This is a genomic window from Brachybacterium alimentarium (genome assembly GCF_002332425.1).
In the GTDB taxonomy this organism is placed as follows: domain Bacteria; phylum Actinomycetota; class Actinomycetes; order Actinomycetales; family Dermabacteraceae; genus Brachybacterium; species Brachybacterium alimentarium.
In genome coordinates this window covers 142488-160333 of record NZ_NRGS01000022.1, presented here as the reverse complement: position 1 = coordinate 160333, position 17846 = coordinate 142488, and the positions used below count along the sequence as shown (strand labels likewise).

General features: G+C 70.4%; 19 protein-coding genes and 1 pseudogene. 8 read left to right on the top strand and 12 right to left on the bottom strand.

The features are described 5' to 3' along the window. Positions 1-16: 16 nt before the first annotated feature. Positions 17-721 carry a response regulator transcription factor gene (locus CIK71_RS13110; RefSeq protein WP_245857556.1) on the bottom strand — a complete coding sequence of 235 codons (705 nt, stop codon included), beginning with the start codon at positions 719-721 and terminating at the stop codon, positions 17-19. Beyond that, complete coding sequence (locus CIK71_RS13105; protein WP_096166120.1) at positions 714-1886, bottom strand: sensor histidine kinase; 1173 nt, start codon at positions 1884-1886, stop codon at positions 714-716. Before CIK71_RS13105 ends, CIK71_RS13110 begins: the two co-directional genes overlap by 8 nt. 221 nt (positions 1887-2107) lie before the next feature. Here CIK71_RS13105 and CIK71_RS13100 point away from each other — a divergent pair, with 221 nt between their 5' ends. Then, positions 2108-2854 carry a DedA family protein gene (locus tag CIK71_RS13100; protein WP_096166119.1) on the top strand — a complete coding sequence of 249 codons (747 nt, stop codon included), beginning with the start codon at positions 2108-2110 and terminating at the stop codon, positions 2852-2854. On the opposite strand, the gene dnaG is transcribed toward CIK71_RS13100, so the two are convergent. From dnaG to dusB, 3 genes are read right to left on the bottom strand one after another with little or no spacing between them, the layout of a single operon-like run. Continuing rightward, positions 2796-4766 carry a DNA primase gene (gene dnaG, locus CIK71_RS13095; RefSeq protein WP_096166118.1) on the bottom strand — a complete coding sequence of 657 codons (1971 nt, stop codon included), beginning with the start codon at positions 4764-4766 and terminating at the stop codon, positions 2796-2798. The genes CIK71_RS13100 and dnaG overlap by 59 nt on opposite strands. 4 nt (positions 4767-4770) lie before the next feature. Next, entirely contained in the window at positions 4771-6129 is a 1359-nt protein-coding gene (locus CIK71_RS13090; protein ID WP_096166117.1) for a deoxyguanosinetriphosphate triphosphohydrolase, read from the bottom strand. Positions 6130-6132: 3 nt separating this feature from the next. Then, positions 6133-7344: a tRNA dihydrouridine synthase DusB gene (gene dusB, locus CIK71_RS13085; protein WP_096166116.1), complete on the bottom strand. Its 1212-nt coding sequence runs from the start codon at positions 7342-7344 to the stop codon at positions 6133-6135. A gap of 269 nt (positions 7345-7613) precedes the next feature. Here dusB and CIK71_RS18075 point away from each other — a divergent pair, with 269 nt between their 5' ends. After that, positions 7614-8030 (top strand): helix-turn-helix domain-containing protein, encoded by a 417-nt coding sequence (locus tag CIK71_RS18075; RefSeq protein ID WP_096166115.1) that lies wholly within the window; start codon positions 7614-7616, stop codon positions 8028-8030. Here CIK71_RS18075 and CIK71_RS13075 read toward each other — a convergent pair. The 5 genes and pseudogenes from CIK71_RS13075 to CIK71_RS13060 all read right to left on the bottom strand — a co-directional run bounded on the left by CIK71_RS13075 (position 8008) and on the right by CIK71_RS13060 (position 11539). After that, the gene (locus CIK71_RS13075) at positions 8008-8610 is read right to left on the bottom strand and encodes a ClpP family protease (RefSeq protein WP_096166114.1); all 603 of its coding nucleotides are present in this window, start codon (positions 8608-8610) and stop codon (positions 8008-8010) included. The genes CIK71_RS18075 and CIK71_RS13075 overlap by 23 nt on opposite strands. Next, complete coding sequence (locus CIK71_RS13070; RefSeq protein WP_096166113.1) at positions 8607-9308, bottom strand: ClpP family protease; 702 nt, start codon at positions 9306-9308, stop codon at positions 8607-8609. The genes CIK71_RS13075 and CIK71_RS13070 overlap by 4 nt, the downstream gene beginning before the upstream one ends. A 145-nt stretch (positions 9309-9453) precedes the next feature. Next, on the bottom strand, positions 9454-9744 hold the full coding sequence (locus CIK71_RS18070) for a hypothetical protein (protein ID WP_241963894.1): 291 nt from the start codon (positions 9742-9744) through the stop codon (positions 9454-9456). Between the two features lie 137 nt (positions 9745-9881). Continuing rightward, positions 9882-10049 (bottom strand): annotated as a pseudogene (locus tag CIK71_RS18065) (DUF4037 domain-containing protein); the annotation flags it as partial. A 98-nt stretch (positions 10050-10147) separates the two neighbouring features. Continuing rightward, positions 10148-11539, bottom strand: coding sequence for a glycine--tRNA ligase (locus CIK71_RS13060; RefSeq protein ID WP_096166112.1), 1392 nt, complete (start codon positions 11537-11539; stop codon positions 10148-10150). A 137-nt stretch (positions 11540-11676) separates the two neighbouring features. Here CIK71_RS13060 and CIK71_RS13055 point away from each other — a divergent pair, with 137 nt between their 5' ends. The 5 genes from CIK71_RS13055 to CIK71_RS13035 all read left to right on the top strand — a co-directional run bounded on the left by CIK71_RS13055 (position 11677) and on the right by CIK71_RS13035 (position 15358). Next, a complete protein-coding gene (locus CIK71_RS13055; protein WP_158541864.1) occupies positions 11677-12633 on the top strand; it encodes a metal ABC transporter substrate-binding protein in 957 nt (318 codons plus the stop codon). Continuing rightward, positions 12630-13394, top strand: coding sequence for a metal ABC transporter ATP-binding protein (locus CIK71_RS13050; RefSeq protein WP_096166111.1), 765 nt, complete (start codon positions 12630-12632; stop codon positions 13392-13394). Before CIK71_RS13055 ends, CIK71_RS13050 begins: the two co-directional genes overlap by 4 nt. Further along, positions 13391-14305, top strand: coding sequence for a metal ABC transporter permease (locus tag CIK71_RS13045; RefSeq protein WP_176485647.1), 915 nt, complete (start codon positions 13391-13393; stop codon positions 14303-14305). The genes CIK71_RS13050 and CIK71_RS13045 overlap by 4 nt, the downstream gene beginning before the upstream one ends. Before the next feature lie 64 nt (positions 14306-14369). Continuing rightward, positions 14370-14783 carry a Fur family transcriptional regulator gene (locus CIK71_RS13040; RefSeq protein WP_096166110.1) on the top strand — a complete coding sequence of 138 codons (414 nt, stop codon included), beginning with the start codon at positions 14370-14372 and terminating at the stop codon, positions 14781-14783. Continuing rightward, complete coding sequence (locus CIK71_RS13035; RefSeq protein WP_377805552.1) at positions 14783-15358, top strand: DedA family protein; 576 nt, start codon at positions 14783-14785, stop codon at positions 15356-15358. The genes CIK71_RS13040 and CIK71_RS13035 overlap by 1 nt, the downstream gene beginning before the upstream one ends. On the opposite strand, the gene CIK71_RS13030 is transcribed toward CIK71_RS13035, so the two are convergent. Then, positions 15340-16146 (bottom strand): isoprenyl transferase, encoded by an 807-nt coding sequence (locus CIK71_RS13030; protein ID WP_096166108.1) that lies wholly within the window; start codon positions 16144-16146, stop codon positions 15340-15342. The two genes, CIK71_RS13035 and CIK71_RS13030, sit on opposite strands and share 19 nt — an antisense overlap. Before the next feature lie 53 nt (positions 16147-16199). Further along, complete coding sequence (recO, locus tag CIK71_RS13025; RefSeq protein WP_096166107.1) at positions 16200-16934, bottom strand: DNA repair protein RecO; 735 nt, start codon at positions 16932-16934, stop codon at positions 16200-16202. A 195-nt stretch (positions 16935-17129) separates the two neighbouring features. Here recO and CIK71_RS13020 point away from each other — a divergent pair, with 195 nt between their 5' ends. Beyond that, complete coding sequence (locus CIK71_RS13020; protein ID WP_096166106.1) at positions 17130-17846, top strand: EcsC family protein; 717 nt, start codon at positions 17130-17132, stop codon at positions 17844-17846.

Here is a 17846-nt window from a genome sequence, read left to right as displayed (position 1 = left end):
AGAACCGTTCGTCATCCTAGCTGGAGGACCGTTCGTCATCGAGGTAGCGCAGGACGGCCTGCACCCGTCGGCTGGTCTGCTCATCGCCCGTCAGCTCGAGCTTGTCGAAGATCGCGCTGATCGCCTTCTCCACCGTGCTGAGCGAGAGGAACAGACGCTCGGCGATCCCGCGGTTGGAGAGCCCCTCGGCCATCGACTCGAGCACCTCCAGCTCCCGCGGGGTCACTCGACTCAGTGCCTTCTGCTGCTCCGGGTTGCGCAGCAGCGCCCGCACGACGGCCGGATCGATCACGGTGCCGCCGGTGGCGATGTCGTGCACGGCGCGTAGGAAGCTGTCGATCTCGGTGATGCGGTCCTTGAGCAGATAGCCGATGCCGGGCATCTCTGTGCTCAGCAGGTCGCTCGCGTATTCGCGGGCGACGTACTGGGAGAGCACCAGCACTCCCACGTCCGGGTGCTCCCGCTTGATCCGCAGGGCGGCGAGCAGCCCCTCGTTGGTGTGGGTCGGCGGCATGCGGACATCCACGATGGCCACGCGCGGTCGAAGACGGTCGACCTCTGTCAGCAGCGCCTCGCCGTCCCCGACCGAGGCCAGCACCTCGATGCCCTCGTCGACCAGGAGGCTGCGCACCCCCTCGCGCAGCAGCACCGCGTCATCGGCGAGGACCACCGTCAACGGGCCGTCGGTCGCAGGATCGGCTCGGTGGTCGGGCTCAGTCACAGGGGACCTCCGCAGAGATGGTCGTCGGCCCGCCGGCGGGGCTGTCCACGCTCACGCTACCGTCCAGCGCGGCGACCCGGCGCGCGAGACCCTGGAGACCGCCTCCCTCGGGGTCCGCACCGCCGATGCCGTCGTCGACGACGTTCAGGCGCAGCACCCGGCGGTCCGGTTCGGTGACGGTCACGACGGTGATCCGGACATGGTCGGCCCGGGCATGCTTGACCACGTTGGTGACCGCTTCGCGGGCCGCGAAGTACGCGGCGGACTCGACGGCGGGCGGCACCTCCCCCTCGAGCCGGACATCGACCTGGACCGGCATCGGGCTCGTGGCGGCGACCCCATCCAGAGCCGACGCCAGACCGTGCTCGTCCAGCGCCGTCGGATAGATCCTCCAGGCCACCTGGCGCACTTCCTCGATCAGCTCCTGCGATTGGCTGTGCGCCTGATCCAGCAGCGCGGCGGCGCGCTCGGGATCCGCGGCGCGCCGGGCACGGGCCAGGGTGACCGAGAGCGAGACGACGTTCTGCTGGACGCCGTCGTGCAGGTCGCGCTCGATGCGTCGACGCTCGTCGTCGATGGCGACCACCACTCCGCGCCGGGTGATCAGGAGCCGGCTGATCCGGCTCTCCAGGGCATCGGTGCGCACGATGCCCGTCCAGCGCCGCAGGAGCCGGGCCTGCACCCACACCGCGAACTCGGCATAGAGGGCAGCAGCCAGCAGGCTCGAAGTGCCGAAGATGATGAGCACGGCCGGGGCGGGCCTGCTGATCACCCACAGATCGAATTCGAGGGTGACCGGGCTGCCGTAGAAGGACTGCGTGAAGCTGCCCAGCACGATGGCGAACACGAGCAGCAGCAGATCCATCATCAGGTATCCGAGCACGGCCATGAGCACGCCGTGGAGCAGTGCTCGGCGGCCGCCGAGGAACTGTCCGGTCCCGTCCTCGAGCTGCAGGCGATAGGCCTGCTGCAGGCGCCGCAGCTCCCAGCCTCGCACTCGAGCGAAGGGGCCGCGCCATCGCACCAGCATCAGCAGTGAGGTGAGCACCAGCAGCGGGCCCAGGACCAGCCCGGCCAGGGTCCCCACGATGTGACGCAGCGACCGGCGCAGGAGGCGGGCAGGCTCGCGCGGCAGGTAGATGGCCGAGAGGTCGGGAAGACGCATCGAAGAGCTCCTGGGGACGGGGACGCTGTGCGGCGTCACCGGAAACCTAGCAAGTCGGCGCCTCCGGCTCGCAGGGTGCTTCCCCTCGTCACCTCTACGGTTTCCTGCAGGGTCGGCACGCTGATGACTGCCGAGGTCGCCGGGGCCGACCCGCTGTTCGGGCCCCCGCGATGCTCCGTAGCGTCGTCATCACCTCACCACCCGTTCCCAGGAGATCCGAGATGGACGCCGTCCTGCAGCTCGCCGATTCACTGCTCACCTCACCCTGGCTCTATCCGCTGATCCTGGCGCTCGTGCTGGTCGACGCGGTGCTGCCCCTCCTGCCGGCCGAGACCGTCGTCATCACCGCCGCGGCGTACGCCACCACCGGACAGCCCGATGCGCTGCTGGTGCTGCTCGCGACGTGGAGCGGCGCTCTGCTCGGCGATGTCATCGCCCATCTCCTGGGACGCCGCGCAGGGCCTGTGGCGAAGTGGTTGCGGAGACGGCGCTGGGGCGGCTCCCTGCTCGGCTGGGCCGAGGAGGAGATGAGGGTACGCGGTGGCACGCTGCTGATCACCGCGCGGTTCATCCCCGGCGGTCGCACCGCGTCGACCCTCGCCTCCGGGATCATCGGATACCCGCGAAGCCGGTTCCTCGCGGTGGCCGCCGTCTCCACGGCTCTGTGGTCCCTCTACAGCGTGGGCATCGGCATGCTGGGCGGGCTCGCCTTCCATGAGCAGCCCCTGCTGGGGGTCGCGCTCGGCATCGGGCTCGCGCTCGCCGTCGGCGGCATCAGCGAAGCGGTGCGGGCGATCCGTGCCCGCCGTCGTCCCGGCACCGATCGTCCCTCCGGTGCGGACGGACGACGCACCGCGGCCCGACGCTCCCGGGCGGGTGCTCGCGCCGGCGTCGCCGGTCGGCCCAGGATCAGTCGTCCGCCTGGCGCAGAGCTCGCCGTTTGTCCTGGACCTGTGCGAGTCGAGTGAGGATCTCCTGATAGCGCTCGCCGTCGGAGGGGTCCGTGCGCTGCAGGCGCTGCTTGAGCACCGAGTACTCACGGGTGATCGACAGCTCGCTGAGCCGTGCCAGCAGGGATTCGGCCAGGCGCTTGAGGCCTGCTTCGTCCCGGGCGGGCAGATCGAGGTTCGCGATCTCCACGATGAGGGGACGCACGGTCTCCCCCGCGATCTCCATCACCTGCTCGAGGTAGCGGGCAGGGTGGAGGGTGCCGATCACCGCGTCGAGCAGCGTGCCGGCCGCGAGCATCACGTCCCAGACGCCCTGCAGGGCGGGGACGTGGAAGGCATCGTCCGGCAGCGCGCCGACGGTCTCGGTCGACAGCAGCTGGGGTGCCTGCAGCATGACAGCCAGCGACTGGGTCTCGACCTGGCCGACGGGGTCGCGCGGACTGACGACGTCCGCCAAGCGGGCCATCGGGATCGCCGGGGAGTCGTCTGCGCCCTCCGTCTGTGTGCCGGGGCGCTGGGTGCTCAGCGGCTCCTCGACGTGGCGGCCGGTGCGGCCCTCGCTGCGGGCGGCGTCGTGCACGGCGCGCAGCACGGTGCGCTCGTCCATTCCGAGCCAGCCGGACAGCCGACGGGCGTACTCGGGGCGCATGGCGCGGTCGCGGATGCTCGCGACGACGGGGGCCGCCATCCGCAATGCGGTGACCTGTCCTTCGACCGTGTCGAGGTCCACCTGGGATATGGCCGAACGGATCGCGAACTCGAACATCGGCTTGCGGGAGTCGATGAGGTCCATGACCGCCTGGTCACCCTGGCTGATGCGGAGGTCGCACGGATCCATCCCGTTCGGCTCGACGGCGACGTAGGTCTGGGCGACGAACTTCTGATCCTCCTCGAAGGCACGCAGGGCGGCCTTCTGGCCGGCGGCGTCTCCGTCGAAGGTGAAGATGACCTCTCCGGACAGTCCGCGCCCGTCAGTGTTCAGGCGCAGACCAGCGCTCCGGTTCGAATCGCCCATCACCCGGCGCACGACCTTCACGTGCTCCGCACCGAAGGCCGTGCCGCACGATGCGACGGCGGTGGGCACCCCTGCGAGGTGAGCCGCCATCACGTCGGTGTACCCCTCGACCACCACCACGCGCCGCTGGGACGAGATGTCCTTGCGCGCGAGGTCCAGGCCGTAGAGCACCTGGGACTTGTGGTAGATCGCGGTCTCGGGGGTGTTGAGGTACTTCGGGCCCTGATCCGACTCCAGCAGACGGCGGGCACCGAAGCCGATCGTGTTCCCCGTGATGTCGCGGATCGGCCAGATGAGCCGCCCGCGGAAACGGTCGTAGACGCCGCGCTGCCCCTGGGAGACGATGCCCGAAGCGGTCAGCTCGTCCTCGGTGAAGCCGCGCTTGCGCAGCACGGACGTGATCGAGTCCCAGCCCTCGGGAGCGAATCCGACGCCGAAGCGCTCGGCCGCGGCACGGTCGAAGCCCCGCTCGGCGAGGAAACGGCGTCCCACTTCCGCCGCCGGGGTGTCGAGCTGCTCGCGGTAGTACTCCTCGGCGATGGCGTGCGCATCCAGCAGCCGACGTCGGGTGCCGAAATCCGGGCGGTCGCCGCCGCCTCCGGTGGATTCCTCGTAGTGCAGCTGCACGCCGTAGCGCCCGGCGAGCATCTCGACGGCCTCGACGAAGCTGAGGTGGTTGATCTTCTGCACGAACGAGATCACGTCACCCCCCTCGCCGCAGCCGAAGCAGTGCCAGTGGCCCAGCTGCGGGCGGATGTTGAAGGAGGGGGTCTTCTCGTCGTGGAAGGGGCACAGGCCCTTCATCGAGCCGATCCCGCCCGTGCGCAGCGTGACGTGCTCGCCCACGACCTCGTCGAGACGGGAGCGCTCTCGCACCAGCTCCACGTCGGAACGCCGGATCAGTCCCTGGGCCAACTCCTCACAGCTCCGATCCGAGTCCTGGCAGCGGGGTGTCGGCTGCCGTGATGTGGGTGATCGCGCGGTCGAACAGCACCTCGTGGAGCCGTCGCGCCGTGACATCCGTGTAGGAGGCGATCTGATCGATGACCACACGGCGTCGCGTGTCGTCGTCGCCCGAAGCCTCCCACAGTTCGGCGAACAGGGGGCTGAGATATTGCGTGCCGGAGTTCCACAGACGCGAGTAGAGGTCGCGGATGATCTCCTCCTGCGCTTCGTACACGGGCTGCTGCGAGGCGGAGGACATCACATAGGCGGCGGCCAGACCCTTGAGCACCGCGATCTCCAGATGAGTCTGCTCCGGCACCAGGACGTCGCCGCCGTACCGGGAGATCGGCCCGGTGCCGTGGGCGGCGCGGGTGGCGGAGATCGCGGACCGGGTGAAGCGGCCGATGAGCTGGCTGGCCATGTCCTTCAGCCCGGCGGCGGAACGCACCGTGCCGGTGAAGGTGAGCATCCAGTACGGCTCGGCCTCGAGACGCTGCAGAGCGGCATCGAGCTCATCGATCGACTCATCGGGCATGTACCAGTCCTGCACCACGTACAGGGCGGCCGACCTCTCCATCGGGTCCTGCAGCCTCCCGAGGTCCAGGGTGAGCCCGGTGATCGCGTCCTCGATGTCGTGGACGGAGTAGGCGATGTCGTCGGCGAGGTCCATGACCTGCGCTTCGAAGCATTTCCGGCCGGGGATCGAGCCCTGGCGCGCCCACTGGTAGACGTCGAGGTCATCGGCGTACGCGCCGAACTTCGGGGAGCTGGGGTCCGGACCTTCGCCCCGGGCCCAGGGGTACTTGATCGCTGCGTCCACGCTCGCGCGGGTGAGGTTCAGCCCATAGGGGCGGTCCTCGCCGAGGATCTTGGGCTCGAGACGGGTGAGCAGACGCAGGGTCTGGGCGTTGCCCTCGAACCCGCCGAAGTCGGCGGCGATCGCGTCGAGCACCTTCTCGCCGTTGTGCCCGAAGGGCGGATGACCCAGATCGTGGGAGAGGCAGGCGGCGTCGACGATGTCGGGGTCGCATCCCAGCTCCAGGCCGATATCGCGACCCACCTGGGCCACCTCGAGCGAATGCGTGAGGCGGGTGCGCACGAAGTCGTTGGCGCCGGCGCCCAGGACCTGGGTCTTCGCGCCCAGCCGGCGCAGGGCCGACGAGTGCAGCACCCGGGCCCGGTCCCGCTGGAACGGAGTGCGGGCCTGAGACTTCGGGGGTTCGTCGGCCCAGCGCTCGACGTCGGCGTGCGTGTAGCCGACAGCGGGCTCCGCGACCGGATCCTGCGGACGGCTCTGGCCCCGGTCGGCGTTCGGATGGTGCGACGTGGTCACTGCTCAGCCCCCTGAGGTGTCGAGCTCGGCCTCGTGGAGGCGTGCGGCGTGATCGGCGGACAGCTCACGGGACGTCATCCAGCCCTCGGGCACCACGGCCCGCTTCGGGGTGCCGGCCCGCCCCCGGGGACCCTCGACGGCGTCGCCCGGGTAGGGGCTGTCCAGATCCAGCTCGGCGAGCTTCGCGTCGAGATCGGCGAGGGATTCCATGGTCGCGAGGCGGTGGCGCATCTCGCCGCCGACCGGGTACCCCTTGAAGTACCAGGCCACGTGCTTGCGCAGATCGCGCACGGCACGGCCCTCGTCCTCGAAGTACTCCACCAGGAGCTCCGCGTGACGGCGCATGATCCTGGCGATGTCGCCCATGGAGGGCTGCACCCGATCGGGCCTGCCGGCGAACCCGGCGGCGAGGTCCGCGAAGAGCCACGGCCGCCCCTGGCATCCGCGCCCCACCACGACGCCGTCACAGCCCGTCTGATCCATCATCGACAGCGCATCCTCCGCGGACCAGATGTCGCCGTTGCCGAGCACGGGGATGTCGGTGACCCGCTCCTTGAGCTCGGTGATCGCCTGCCAGCGGGCGGTGCCCGAGTAGTGCTGCACGACGGTGCGGCCGTGCAGGGCGATCGCGGCGGCGCCGACCTCCTGGGCGATCAGGCCGGCGTCCTGGAAGGTCTGGTGGTCGTCGTCGATGCCGATGCGCGTCTTGACGGTGACGGGCACCTCGGGTCCCGCGGCCTCGACCGCGGCGCGCACGATCCTCGTGAACAGCTCCGTCTTCCAGGGCAGCACACCGCCGCCCCCACGTCGCGTCACCTTGGGGACCGGGCAGCCGAAGTTGAGGTCGATGTGGTCGGCGAGATCGCGCTCGCGGATCATCTCGACGGCTCGGCGCACCGTCGAGGGGTCCACCCCGTACAGCTGGACGGAGCGCGGCGTCTCCCGCTCCCCCATCGTCACCAGGCGCCAGGACTCCCCGTGGTCCTCCACGAGGGCACGCGTGGTGACCATCTCGGAGACGTACAGACCGCCGTCGTCCTCGCTGTGGAGCGCGCCGAACTCACGGCACAGCAGGCGGAACGCCATATTGGTGATCCCGGCCATCGGGGCGAGCACCACAGGCGTGTCGATCGTGTGCGGGCCGATCCTCAGGGATCGCCGAGTGCCCCCGGCAGCCTGGAGGGGCGGGGTAGTGGGAGCATCGAGGGTGGTCATCACCGTGATTGTCCCACCTCGCCCCGTCGCTCGGGAGGGGTGACGAGGGTGATGTGCATCGGATGACGCTGGGGAGGAAGGTTCACGACATCCAGCAGCCACTGCACCGGCCGGCCTGCTCCCGCCCTCCCGACTGCTCCGGACCGGGGTGACCGCGCCCCACGTCGCGCGCAGGCCTGGGGACTCCTGCGCTGCGACGTCAGCTCTGACGTGTTCTGCTCACAGCGGAGGCACCCGACGAGCGGGAGGAGCCGGCGTAGCCTCGGGTCATGAGTGGGCATCTGGATCCGTTGCTGCGCGAGCTCGTCGGCGCCGTGCTCCGTGACGAGCGGCGGCGCCAGGCCCGCACGCTCGCCCAGGTCGCGGAAGCGGCGGGCATCAGCATGCAGCACCTCTCCGATGTCGAACGGGGCCGCAAGGATCCGTCCTCCGAGCTGCTGGCCGCGATCACCGGGGCCCTCGGTGTGAGCGTCTCCCAGCTGCTGCTCCGAGCCGCCGAACCCGCGCTGCTCCCGGACACCCTCGGCGACTATCCGCTCTCCCTGGAGCTGGCCTCCTCGCCGCGGCCGTCCCGCCCGTACCGTTCCGTGTCCTCCCCCGTGGCGAGGCCGCGTGCCGCCGGGCAGGGAGGCGGCGAGGTCGCCCTCGCCGCCCGGCCCGGTCTCACGCTGCTGGCGGCCGCCTGAGCAGCACCTCGTCGGCGAGCCCGTAGGCGACGGCTGCCTCGGCGTCCAGCACCTGCTCCCGCTCGAGGTCCCGGCGCACCTGTTCCAGAGAGGTCCCGGAGTGCTCGGCGATCAGCAGCTCGAGGGCACGCCGGATCCGTTCCACCTCTTCCGTGGCCAGGATCAGATCGGGCACGGCGCCGCGACCCTGCGCCTCCAGCGGATGGAGCACCACGCGAGTGTGGGGAAGCACTGAGCGCAGCCCGGGCGTGCCTGCTGCGAGCAGCACAACGGGCGCCGCGACCACCTGGCCCACACAGGTCACGGCGACTCGGCTGCGCACGTACGCCAGGGTGTCGTAGATGGCCAGCACGGCCTGGGCATCGCCCCCGCTGGAGTTCAGGTAGAGATGGATCGGGGCGTCGGAGAACTCGTTCTCCAGGTGCAGGATCTGCGCGATCACCGAGTTGGCGACTCCGTCGTCGATCGGCGTGCCGAGGTAGATGATGCGATCCGACAGCAGCCGCGAATACACGTCTGCGCTGCGTTCCACCCCGGTCCGGGTGCGCTCGATGACGCTGGGGATGGTGTAGGTGCTCATCGTGCATCTCCTGACGGTGCGGAGTGGGGGGAGGCGACCACGCCGGTCACTCCCAGAGAGGTGCCTGTCCGTGCCCCGATGCCGAGAGGGAGGACCTCGTCGAGGGAGGTGACGATGCGGTCGCAGAAGCCGTACTCGACAGCACCCTCGGCATCCCAGAGCCGATCCCTGTCCGAGTCCTGAGCGATGGTCTCCGCGCTCTGCCCGGTGCGCTCCGCGGTCAGAGCGATGAGGAGATCTCGGCTGCGGCGCAGATCCTCGGCCTGCAGTTCGATGTCCGCGGCGCTGCCTCCGAAGCCGGCGGACCCCTGGTGCATGAGGACCCGCCCGTGGGGAAGGATCATGCGTTTGCCCGGGGTGCCGTGCGTGAGCAGGAACTGTCCGGCGCTGTACGCCATGCCGAGGGCGACGGTGCGCACATCGCACGGGACCAGGTCCATGAGATCGCCGATCGCGAGCATGGCGGGGACCAGGCCGCCCGGAGAGTTGATGAGCAGGGTGATGTCCTGGCGCGGGTCCTCGGCGGCCAGCAGGAGGAGCTGCGCGCTGAGCTGGGCGCCGTTGTCCTGGTCCAGCTCTCGGTCCAGGATCAGCACCCGGTGGTGGAGCAGTCGGGTGGCGGTGAGGGCTCCGAGGCCGGCCGCTGCGGGTGCGGCCGCGGAATCCTCGAGGTGCGGAAGTGTCGCTGTGCGTGTCATGGCTCCAGCATCCGCGCCCCGAGGGAGGGACGGGAGAGGATCCGTCCTGCGCTGATCAGCGCTGAGCAGAGCGGGGCGCGGGCCCGAGCCGTCGGCCCCCTCCGCCGGGAGGCTCCGACGGCGGCACCGGTCGTGCTCGAGCGCCTCAGCCGCCCACAAGACGGCGCCGCGCGTCGGCGTCGACGAGCACGCTCACGTTGTCGCTGATCTGCTCGGCGGTGCCGGCACCGACCGGCAGCGCCCGGACTGCAGGGCCCCGGATCTGTGCGGTGACCAGCTCGGCCATCTCCCGCAGACCGATGTGGGGGCGGTCGAAGAACGGTTCGGTCGCGGGGCTCGGAGTGGGCAGACCCTGCTCGCCCTGGACCACAGCGAGCTGTTCGACGGCGTCGGCCAGCGCGCTCTGGCGCGACCGCCACTCCGGCGCCCGCAGCACCTCCAGCACGGTGACGCGCAGCGCCGTGCCGCCCGGCAGACGGGCCGCGGAGTGCGCGAGCCGCTTCCCGTACGGGGCCAGCAGCGATGCAGCAGATGGGCGAGGTGGAGCAGAGTGCGCACATGACGCGCGGCGATCACGGCCGAGCCGTCCTCGTCGCCACGCAGCCCCGCGCGGCCCACGTCGCGGAACTCCTGCCTGAGCCGGGACCAGTCAGCGGCCACCGCGTATCGCCACACGGCATCGGGATACCAGGCGAGCGACTCCCGGATCCGGGTGAGGGCTCCCGGTCCATCGCAGAACACCGGACCGGCAGTCACCTCGAGGACGGACTGCCCCGTGAAGGACAGCCCGTCGTGGAGCGTGAGAGCGACTCCCGTCCCCGACGCAGCCCGGGACCTGCTCAGACGCCGATGAGGCGAGCGGCGAGGTAGGACTCCACCTGGTCGAGGGCCACGCGCTCCTGCGCCATGGTGTCGCGCTCGCGGATCGTGACGGCCAGGTCGTCGACCGTGTCGAAGTCCACCGTGATGCAGAACGGCGTGCCGATCTCGTCCTGTCGGCGGTAGCGGCGACCGATGGCCTGCGTGACGTCCAGCTCGACGTTCCAGTGCTTGCGCAGCTGGTCCGCGAGGCGGGTGGCCTGCGGGATCAGCTCCTCGCTCTTGGACAGCGGCAGCACCGCGGCCTTGATCGGCGCGAGGCGCGGGTCGAGCTTGAGCACGGTGCGCTTGTCGACGCCGCCCTTGGCGTTGGGGGCTTCGTCCTCGGTGTACGCATCCACCAGGAACGCCATCATCGAGCGGGTCAGGCCGAAGCTCGGCTCGATCACATAGGGCGTGTAGCGCTCGTTGGCGGCCTGGTCGAAGTACTGCATCTTCGTGCCGGAACCCTCGGTATGGCTGGCCAGGTCGTAGTCGGTGCGGTTGGCGATGCCCATCAGCTCGCCCCACTCGCTGCCCTGGAAGCCGAAGCGGTACTCGAAGTCGATGGTGCCGGCGCTGTAGTGCGCGCGCTCGTCCTCGGGCACGTCGAAGCGACGCAGGTTGTCCGGGTTCATGCCGAGGTCGATGAACCAGTTCCAGCACTCCTCGACCCACGAGGCGAAGAAGGCGTCCGCCTCGGAGGGCGGCGTGAAGAACTCGATCTCCATCTGCTCGAACTCGCGGGTGCGGAAGATGAAGTTGCCGGGGGTGATCTCGTTGCGGAACGCCTTGCCGACCTGGCCGATGCCGAAGGGCGGCTTCTGGCGGGTCGCGGTGACGACGTTGAGGAAGTTCACGAAGATGCCCTGTGCGGTCTCGGGGCGCAGGTAGGTCAGGCCGGCCTCGCTGTCCACCGGGCCGAGATACGTCTTGATCAGGCCGGAGAACTGCTGGGGGTCGGTGTACTCGCCGCGGGTGCCGCAGTTGGGGCAGGGCACCTCGGCCAGGCCGCCCTCGGGGGCGCGGCCCTTCTTCTGCTCGAAGCCCTCGATCAGGTGGTCCTCGCGGAAGCGGTTGTGGCAGCTCTTGCACTCCACCAGCGGGTCCGTGAAGGTGGCGACGTGACCGGAGGCCTCCCAGACGCGCTTGGGCAGGATGATCGAGGAGTCCAGGCCCACCATGTCGGCACGGGACTGCACGAAGGTCCGCCACCACTGGCGCTTGATGTTCTCCTTGAGCTCGACTCCGAGCGGTCCGTAGTCCCATGCGGAGCGGGTACCGCCATAGATCTCTCCCGCCGGGAACACGAAGCCGCGCTTCTTCGTGAGAGCGATGACGTTGTCCAGCGTGCTGGCGGGGGCCTTGGCCACGGGGAGACTCCTGGTGACGGGATGGATCGGATCCACCCCAGCATAGCGACGGCACTGCTGTGACCGTGCGCACGGAAGTGGGGTCGAGTGAGCAGTTCGACTTGCGCGCACCCCGCGCGCTGGTGAGAATCATTGTCATGTCGTTGCTGCCGCACACCTCCCGCCGTTCCCTGTTCACCCTCGCCGGTCTCGGCGCGGGCGCTGTCGTGCTCGCTGCCTGCGGTGACGACGGGAACGGGGCCGAGAGCGGCAGCGGCGGGCTCACGGTGGCCACCTCGAACTATCCGCTCACCTACCTGGTCACCCGCATCGGCGGCAACCGGGTGGACGTGACCGACTTCGCGACGCCGGGGGCCGACGCGCACGGCCTCGAGCTCTCCGTGCGTCAGGTGCTCGCGGTCCAGGAGGCGGCCCTGGTGCTGCAGATCCCCGGCTACCAGGCCTCCCTCGACGACGCGATCTCCTCCGGCGACGGCGACAACGCACTGGACGTCACCTCGGTGATCGAGCTGCTCCCCACCGACGGCCACACCCATGAGGAGGACGGCGCCGACGAGACGGACGATGACCACGACCATGGCCCGACCGACCCTCACCTCTGGCACGACCCGCTGCGGATGGCCGACATCGGCGACGCGATCGCCGATCGTCTCGGAGCGCTCGAGCCCGAGAGCGCCGAGGCCTTCACCACTGCCGCCGCCGAGGTGCGCGGCGACCTGGAGGCCCTGGATGCCGAGCTCGCCGAGCAGTTCGGGTCGGTCGACGGGGAACGCACCTTCATCACGAGCCACGCGGCGTATGCCTACCTCGCCGATCGGTACGACCTCCACCAGGTCGGCATCGCCGGTGTCGATCCGGAGACCGAGCCGTCCCCGCAGCGGCTCCTCGAGCTCGAGAAGGTCATCGAGGAGGAGGGCGTCAGCACAATCTTCTTCGAGACCACCGCCTCGCCGAAGGTCGCCAAGACCCTCGCCCAGAACGCCGGCGTGACCAGTGAGGAGCTCGACAACCTCGAGACCCAGCTGTCCGCGGACTCCGACTATCCTGCCGTGATGCGAGAGAACAGCCGCAAGCTCCTGGAGAGCTGGGCATGAGCGGACAGCGGACCACGGTCGTCGAGGTCTCCGGGATCTCCGTCAGCCGCGGCAGCATGCGCGTGCTGCACGACGTGGACCTCACGATCGAGTCCGGTGAGCTGGTCGCCCTGCTGGGAGCCAACGGGTCGGGCAAGTCCACGCTGCTGCGCGCCATCGTCGGCGTCCTGCCGGTGGAGACCGGGACGGCCCGCCTCTTCGGCTCCCCCGTGCAGCAGGCCCGCGCTCACGACCGCATGGGCTACGTGCCCCAGGACTCCGCCGAGGCGGGGTCCATCCCCGCCACCGCGCGGGAGACCGTCGCGGCCGGACTGCTGGGATCGCGGTCATGGTGGCCGCGCACGCGCGACTCGCGCGTCTCCGACGCCCTGCGCGCCGTCGGCCTCGAGGATCTCGCCGGGCGCCCCATCACCCGGATGTCCGGCGGCCAGCGTCGGCGGGTGATGATCGCCCGTGCCCTCGTGCGTGATCCCGAGTTCCTCGTCCTGGACGAGCCGTTCTCCGGGGTGGACCTGCCCACCCAGCAGCTCATCTCCGTCCTCTTCCGCGAGCTCTCCGCCCGCGGCACCACGATCCTGGTCGTCCTGCACGAGACCGGCTCCCTGGAGGGAGACATCCACCGGGCCGTCGTCCTGGACCACGGTCACGTGGTGCACGACGGCCCCGCCAAGGACCGCCCCCACCTCGACCCGGGGCACGGCCATCCCGAAGACGCCGCCCCGCTCGACGAATGCCTCGGACAGGAGATCCACCCGGCATGATCTCCCCCCTCGACATCCTCACCTCCGACCTGCTGCGCTACCCGCTCATCATCGCGGTGCTCATCGGGCTGACCGCTCCCGTGGTCGGCACCTATCTGGTCCAGAAGCGGCTCTCGCTGCTGGGCGACGGGCTCGGCCATGTCGCGCTCACCGGCGTCGCCGTGGGCTGGCTGGTGGGCGCCTGGGTCACGGCGACCCCCGCCGACCTGCTCGCGATCCCCGGGGCGCTGGCGGCCTCCGTCCTCGCCGCCCTGGCCATCGAGTACGTGCGCGAGGTCAGCCACACCAGCCGCGACGTGGCGCTGGCGATCATGTTCTACGGGGGCATCGCCGGCGGCGTCGTGATCATCCAGCTCGCCGGCGGCACCTCCCAGAACCTCATGGGATACCTCTTCGGCTCGCTGTCCACGGTGACGGCGCCGGATCTGGTCATCGCCCTGGTGCTCGCCGTCGTCGTCCTGGGCATCGGCATCGGCCTCAGCGGGCTGCTCGCCGCCGTCACCGGCGACGAGGAGTTCGCCCGGGCCTCCGGCCTGCCGGTGCGCACCGTCAACGTGCTGATCGCCGTGATGGCCGCGCTGACCGTGACCCTCTCGATGCGGATCGTCGGCGCACTCATGGTCTCGGCGCTCATGATCGTGCCGGTCGCCGCCGCCCAGCAGCTCGTCGTCGGCTTCACCCGCACCATGCGCACCGCCATGGTGATCGCCGTCGTGTGCTCCCTCGGCGGACTCCTGGTCACCGTCTACGTCGACCTGCCGCCCGGAGGCGTGATCGTGCTGGCCACGATCGCGGTCTACGTGCTCGCTCTGCTCTCCCGACCGCTGCTGCAGAGGCGTGCCGTCCGCACGGACCAGGTCGCCGAGAGCACGCGGGCGCCCGCCGGGGAGACGACCCTCCGGGTCCGCTGATCCAGCACCGTCGATCCCCTCACGGAGGATAGAGGTCCCGCTCGCGATGGTGGATAATCGAGGCATGCAACGGAACACCCGCCAGAGAGCTGCGATCCTCGAGACGCTGGCCCAGCAGGCGGAATTCCGCAGCGCCCAGCAGATCCACGAGCAGATGAGGTCCGACGGCGAGACCGTGGGCCTGGCGACCGTGTACCGCAACCTGCAGGCGCTCAGCTCCTCCGGTCGGCTGGACGTCCTCATCGCCGCCGACGGGGAGGCCCTGTACCGCCAGTGCGAGGACACCGGGCATCACCATCACCTCGTGTGCCGGGAGTGCGGCCGCACCGTCGAGTTCCTCGCCCCCAAGCTCGAGAACGCCATGACCGCGATCGCGGAGGAGCACGGCTTCACCGATCTGGACCACACGCTCGAAGTCTTCGGCCTGTGCGCCGAGCATGCGCAGCTCGCCGCCGACGACGGCGGTGACGCGCGGTGATGGACTGGGTGCAGTCGCTCCCGCTGCTGCAGGGGATCGCGCTGCTCTACCTCGTGATCTGGTTGCGTGCCGGCTCGACGTACGCGCTGGGCCGCGCCGCTCGCAAAGCCGCCAACCGCGGCAGGATCGCCGCGTTCCTCGCCTCACCGCGGGTCGCACGGGCCACGAAGATCGTCAACCGCTGGGGCGCGCCCGTCGTGGCCCTGAGCTTCCTGACCATCGGGTTCCAGACCGCCGCCAACGCGGCCGCCGGACTCACCGGCATGCCGCTGCGCCGCTACCTGCCGGCACTCGCCGTCGGAGGCCTCGCCTGGGCGGTCATCTACGCCACGATCGGCCTCGTCGCCTTCGCCGCCTGGTTCGAGCTGTTCCTGCGCTCCCCGTGGGCCGCTGTCGCCGTGCTCGGACTCCTGGTGGTCCTGGTCGCCGTGCTGCTGCGGCACCGTCGCCGCACGGGAGGGGGCACACTCACCCCGCAGGGTGTCGGCGACGAACCGACCGCCTCCGAGCCTGCCCCGTCCGGGCAGCTTCCCGCCGATCACTCTCGTCCCGCGGATCAGGCCTCGGAGGGCTGATCGGGAGCGTCGACCGCTCCCCCGTAGCGCCGGTGACGACGGGCATACTCGGTGATCGCACGCCACAGGACCACGCGATCCACGTCCGGCCACAGCTCAGGGACGAACACGAGCTCGGCATAGGCGGACTGCCACAGCAGGAAGTTCGAGGTGCGCTGCTCGCCGCTCGTGCGCAGGAACAGGTCCACGTCAGGCATGTCCGGGTCCGTCAGATGCCGCGCGATCGACTTCTCGGTGATCGCCCTCCCGCTGAGCCTGCCCGAGCGGACCTCCACGGCGAGCTCCCGCACCGCATCGACGATCTCGGCCCGGCCGCCGTAGTTCACGCACATGTAGAGCGTCATGCAGGTGTTGGAGCGTGTGAGCTCCTCGGCCTCCTTGAGCTCCCTGATGACGCTCCCCCACAGCCGCTGCTCGCGACCGATCCACACGATCCGCACGCCCCACGAGTTCAGGGTGTCGCGCTGGCGGCGCAGCACCGACCGGGAGAACCCCATGAGGAAGCGGACCTCCTCCGGCGACCGTTTCCAGTTCTCGGTGGAGAAGGCGTACGCCGACAGATGGGTGACCCCGATCTGGAGCGCTCCGGCGACCACGTCCAGCAGCGCTGCCTCCCCGGCCTCATGGCCGGCCGTGCGCGGCAGACCCTGCCGGTTCGCCCAGCGACCGTTGCCATCCATCACCACAGCGACATGGCCGGGGACGGTAGGGGCCGGCAGCTGCGGAGGCCGAGCACCGCTGGGGTGCTCGAACGGCTCCCGATAGGCGATCGCGGATGCACCGGACATGGATCCTCCAGGTCGTGTGGATGAGGGCGGCTCGTGGGTGACGGCGGGCGGGGTCAGCGTTCGACGTAGCTCATCGAGCGCACGGAGCGCTCGAGATGCCAGGTGATGGTGTCGGAGATGAGACGGCCCGCTTCCTGCATGACGGTCTCGTCGGCGTCGACCACATTCTCCCAGTCCCCGGCGAGGAGGAAGATCATGTGCTCGATCGTGGCCTGCCGCAGCGCGACGGCTCCGGGGCGTCGGCATGCGGTGCACACCAGCCCGCCGGCACGGATGTCCAGGGCGTGGTGGGGCCCGGGCGCGCCGCAGGTCGCGCAGACGCGCAGTTCCGGGGCCCAGCCGGAGATGGCGAGGGTGCGGATCAGGAAGGAGTCCAGGACCAGCGGGGGCGCATACCGGCCCTCGGCCATCGCGCGCAGCGCACCGACCAGCATCAGGAAGCCGCGCTGGTGAGGGTCGACCATCTCGTCGGTCAGGCGATCGGTGGTCTCCAGCATCGCGCTGGCAGAGGTGAAGCGCCCGTAATCCGCGGTGATGCCGACGGCGAAGGCCTCGATCGTGACCACCTGGGTGACCGTGTGGAGATTCCGCCCGGCGTGCAGCTGCACGTCCACGAGGGTGAACGGCTCCAAGCGGGCGCCGAACCGGCTTCCCGTGCGCCGCACTCCCTTGGCCACCGCGCGCACCTTGCCGTGGCGTCGCGTGAGCAGCGTGATGATGCGGTCGGCCTCGCCCAGCGGATGGGTGCGCAGGACGATCGCATCGTCTCGATAGAGCTTCTGCTGCATGGTGCCCTGAGCCTACGGCGCAGGCCGGACGACCGGAGGCAGGAGACCTCGGTGTCGAGCAGGAGGTCCGTCACGCACCGCGCCGCCCCACCGAGCGGTCGGCAGCCGGTGCCCAGCGGGCGCGGCACGGCATGATGGGCGCATCATCCGCAGCGCCGCTCTCGACGCGGCGCACCAGAACGAGGGAGGCCGGCCATGGGGATCTTCTCGATGCTGCGCAGCGACGAATCCGCGAAGTCCACGGCGCGCGACGCGATGAAGGAGGCGCGCAAGGGGGAGGACGCGCCGTCAGGCGGCGCCCTCGAGCGTACGGTCACCATGATCCGCAACATCGGCCTGGACGGGAAGCTCACGTACTCCTCCGCCGCGGACACCGCCCGACGGGCGCAGCGGGGCCACGGCAGGCGTCGGCCCGAGGTGGCCGTGCGCCGCCTCGTGCGCCGCCACCGCCGGGGCGTGACCGCAGGCGGCTTCGTCACCGGTCTCGGCGGCTTCGTCACCCTGCCGATCCTGCTGCCCACCAATGTGCTCGAGTTCTACGTGCAGGCCACGCGCATGGTCGGCGCCATCGCTGCGGTGCGCGGCTACGACCTCGACGACGAGGAGGTGAGGGTGCGGGTCCTGGCCGCGCTGGTCGGCGAGGAGTCCGGGGACGTGCTCAAGAGCGTGGGCCTGGGGCCGGTCGCCGGCGCTGCGGCTCGCGGCGTGGCCGGGAGGCTGCCGAAGAACCCGCAGTCGGAGGTCGTCGGCGCGATCGGCGCGCGCCTGGTGCGTCGCTTCGGGCTGCGTTCCACCCGACTGTTCGGCAAGGCGATCCCGGGTCTCGGTGCGGTGCTCGGCGCCCTCTCGGACCGCTCGCAGCTGAACCGGATCGCGACGGCCGCGCGGCAGAGCTTCCCGCCGGTCCGCTGA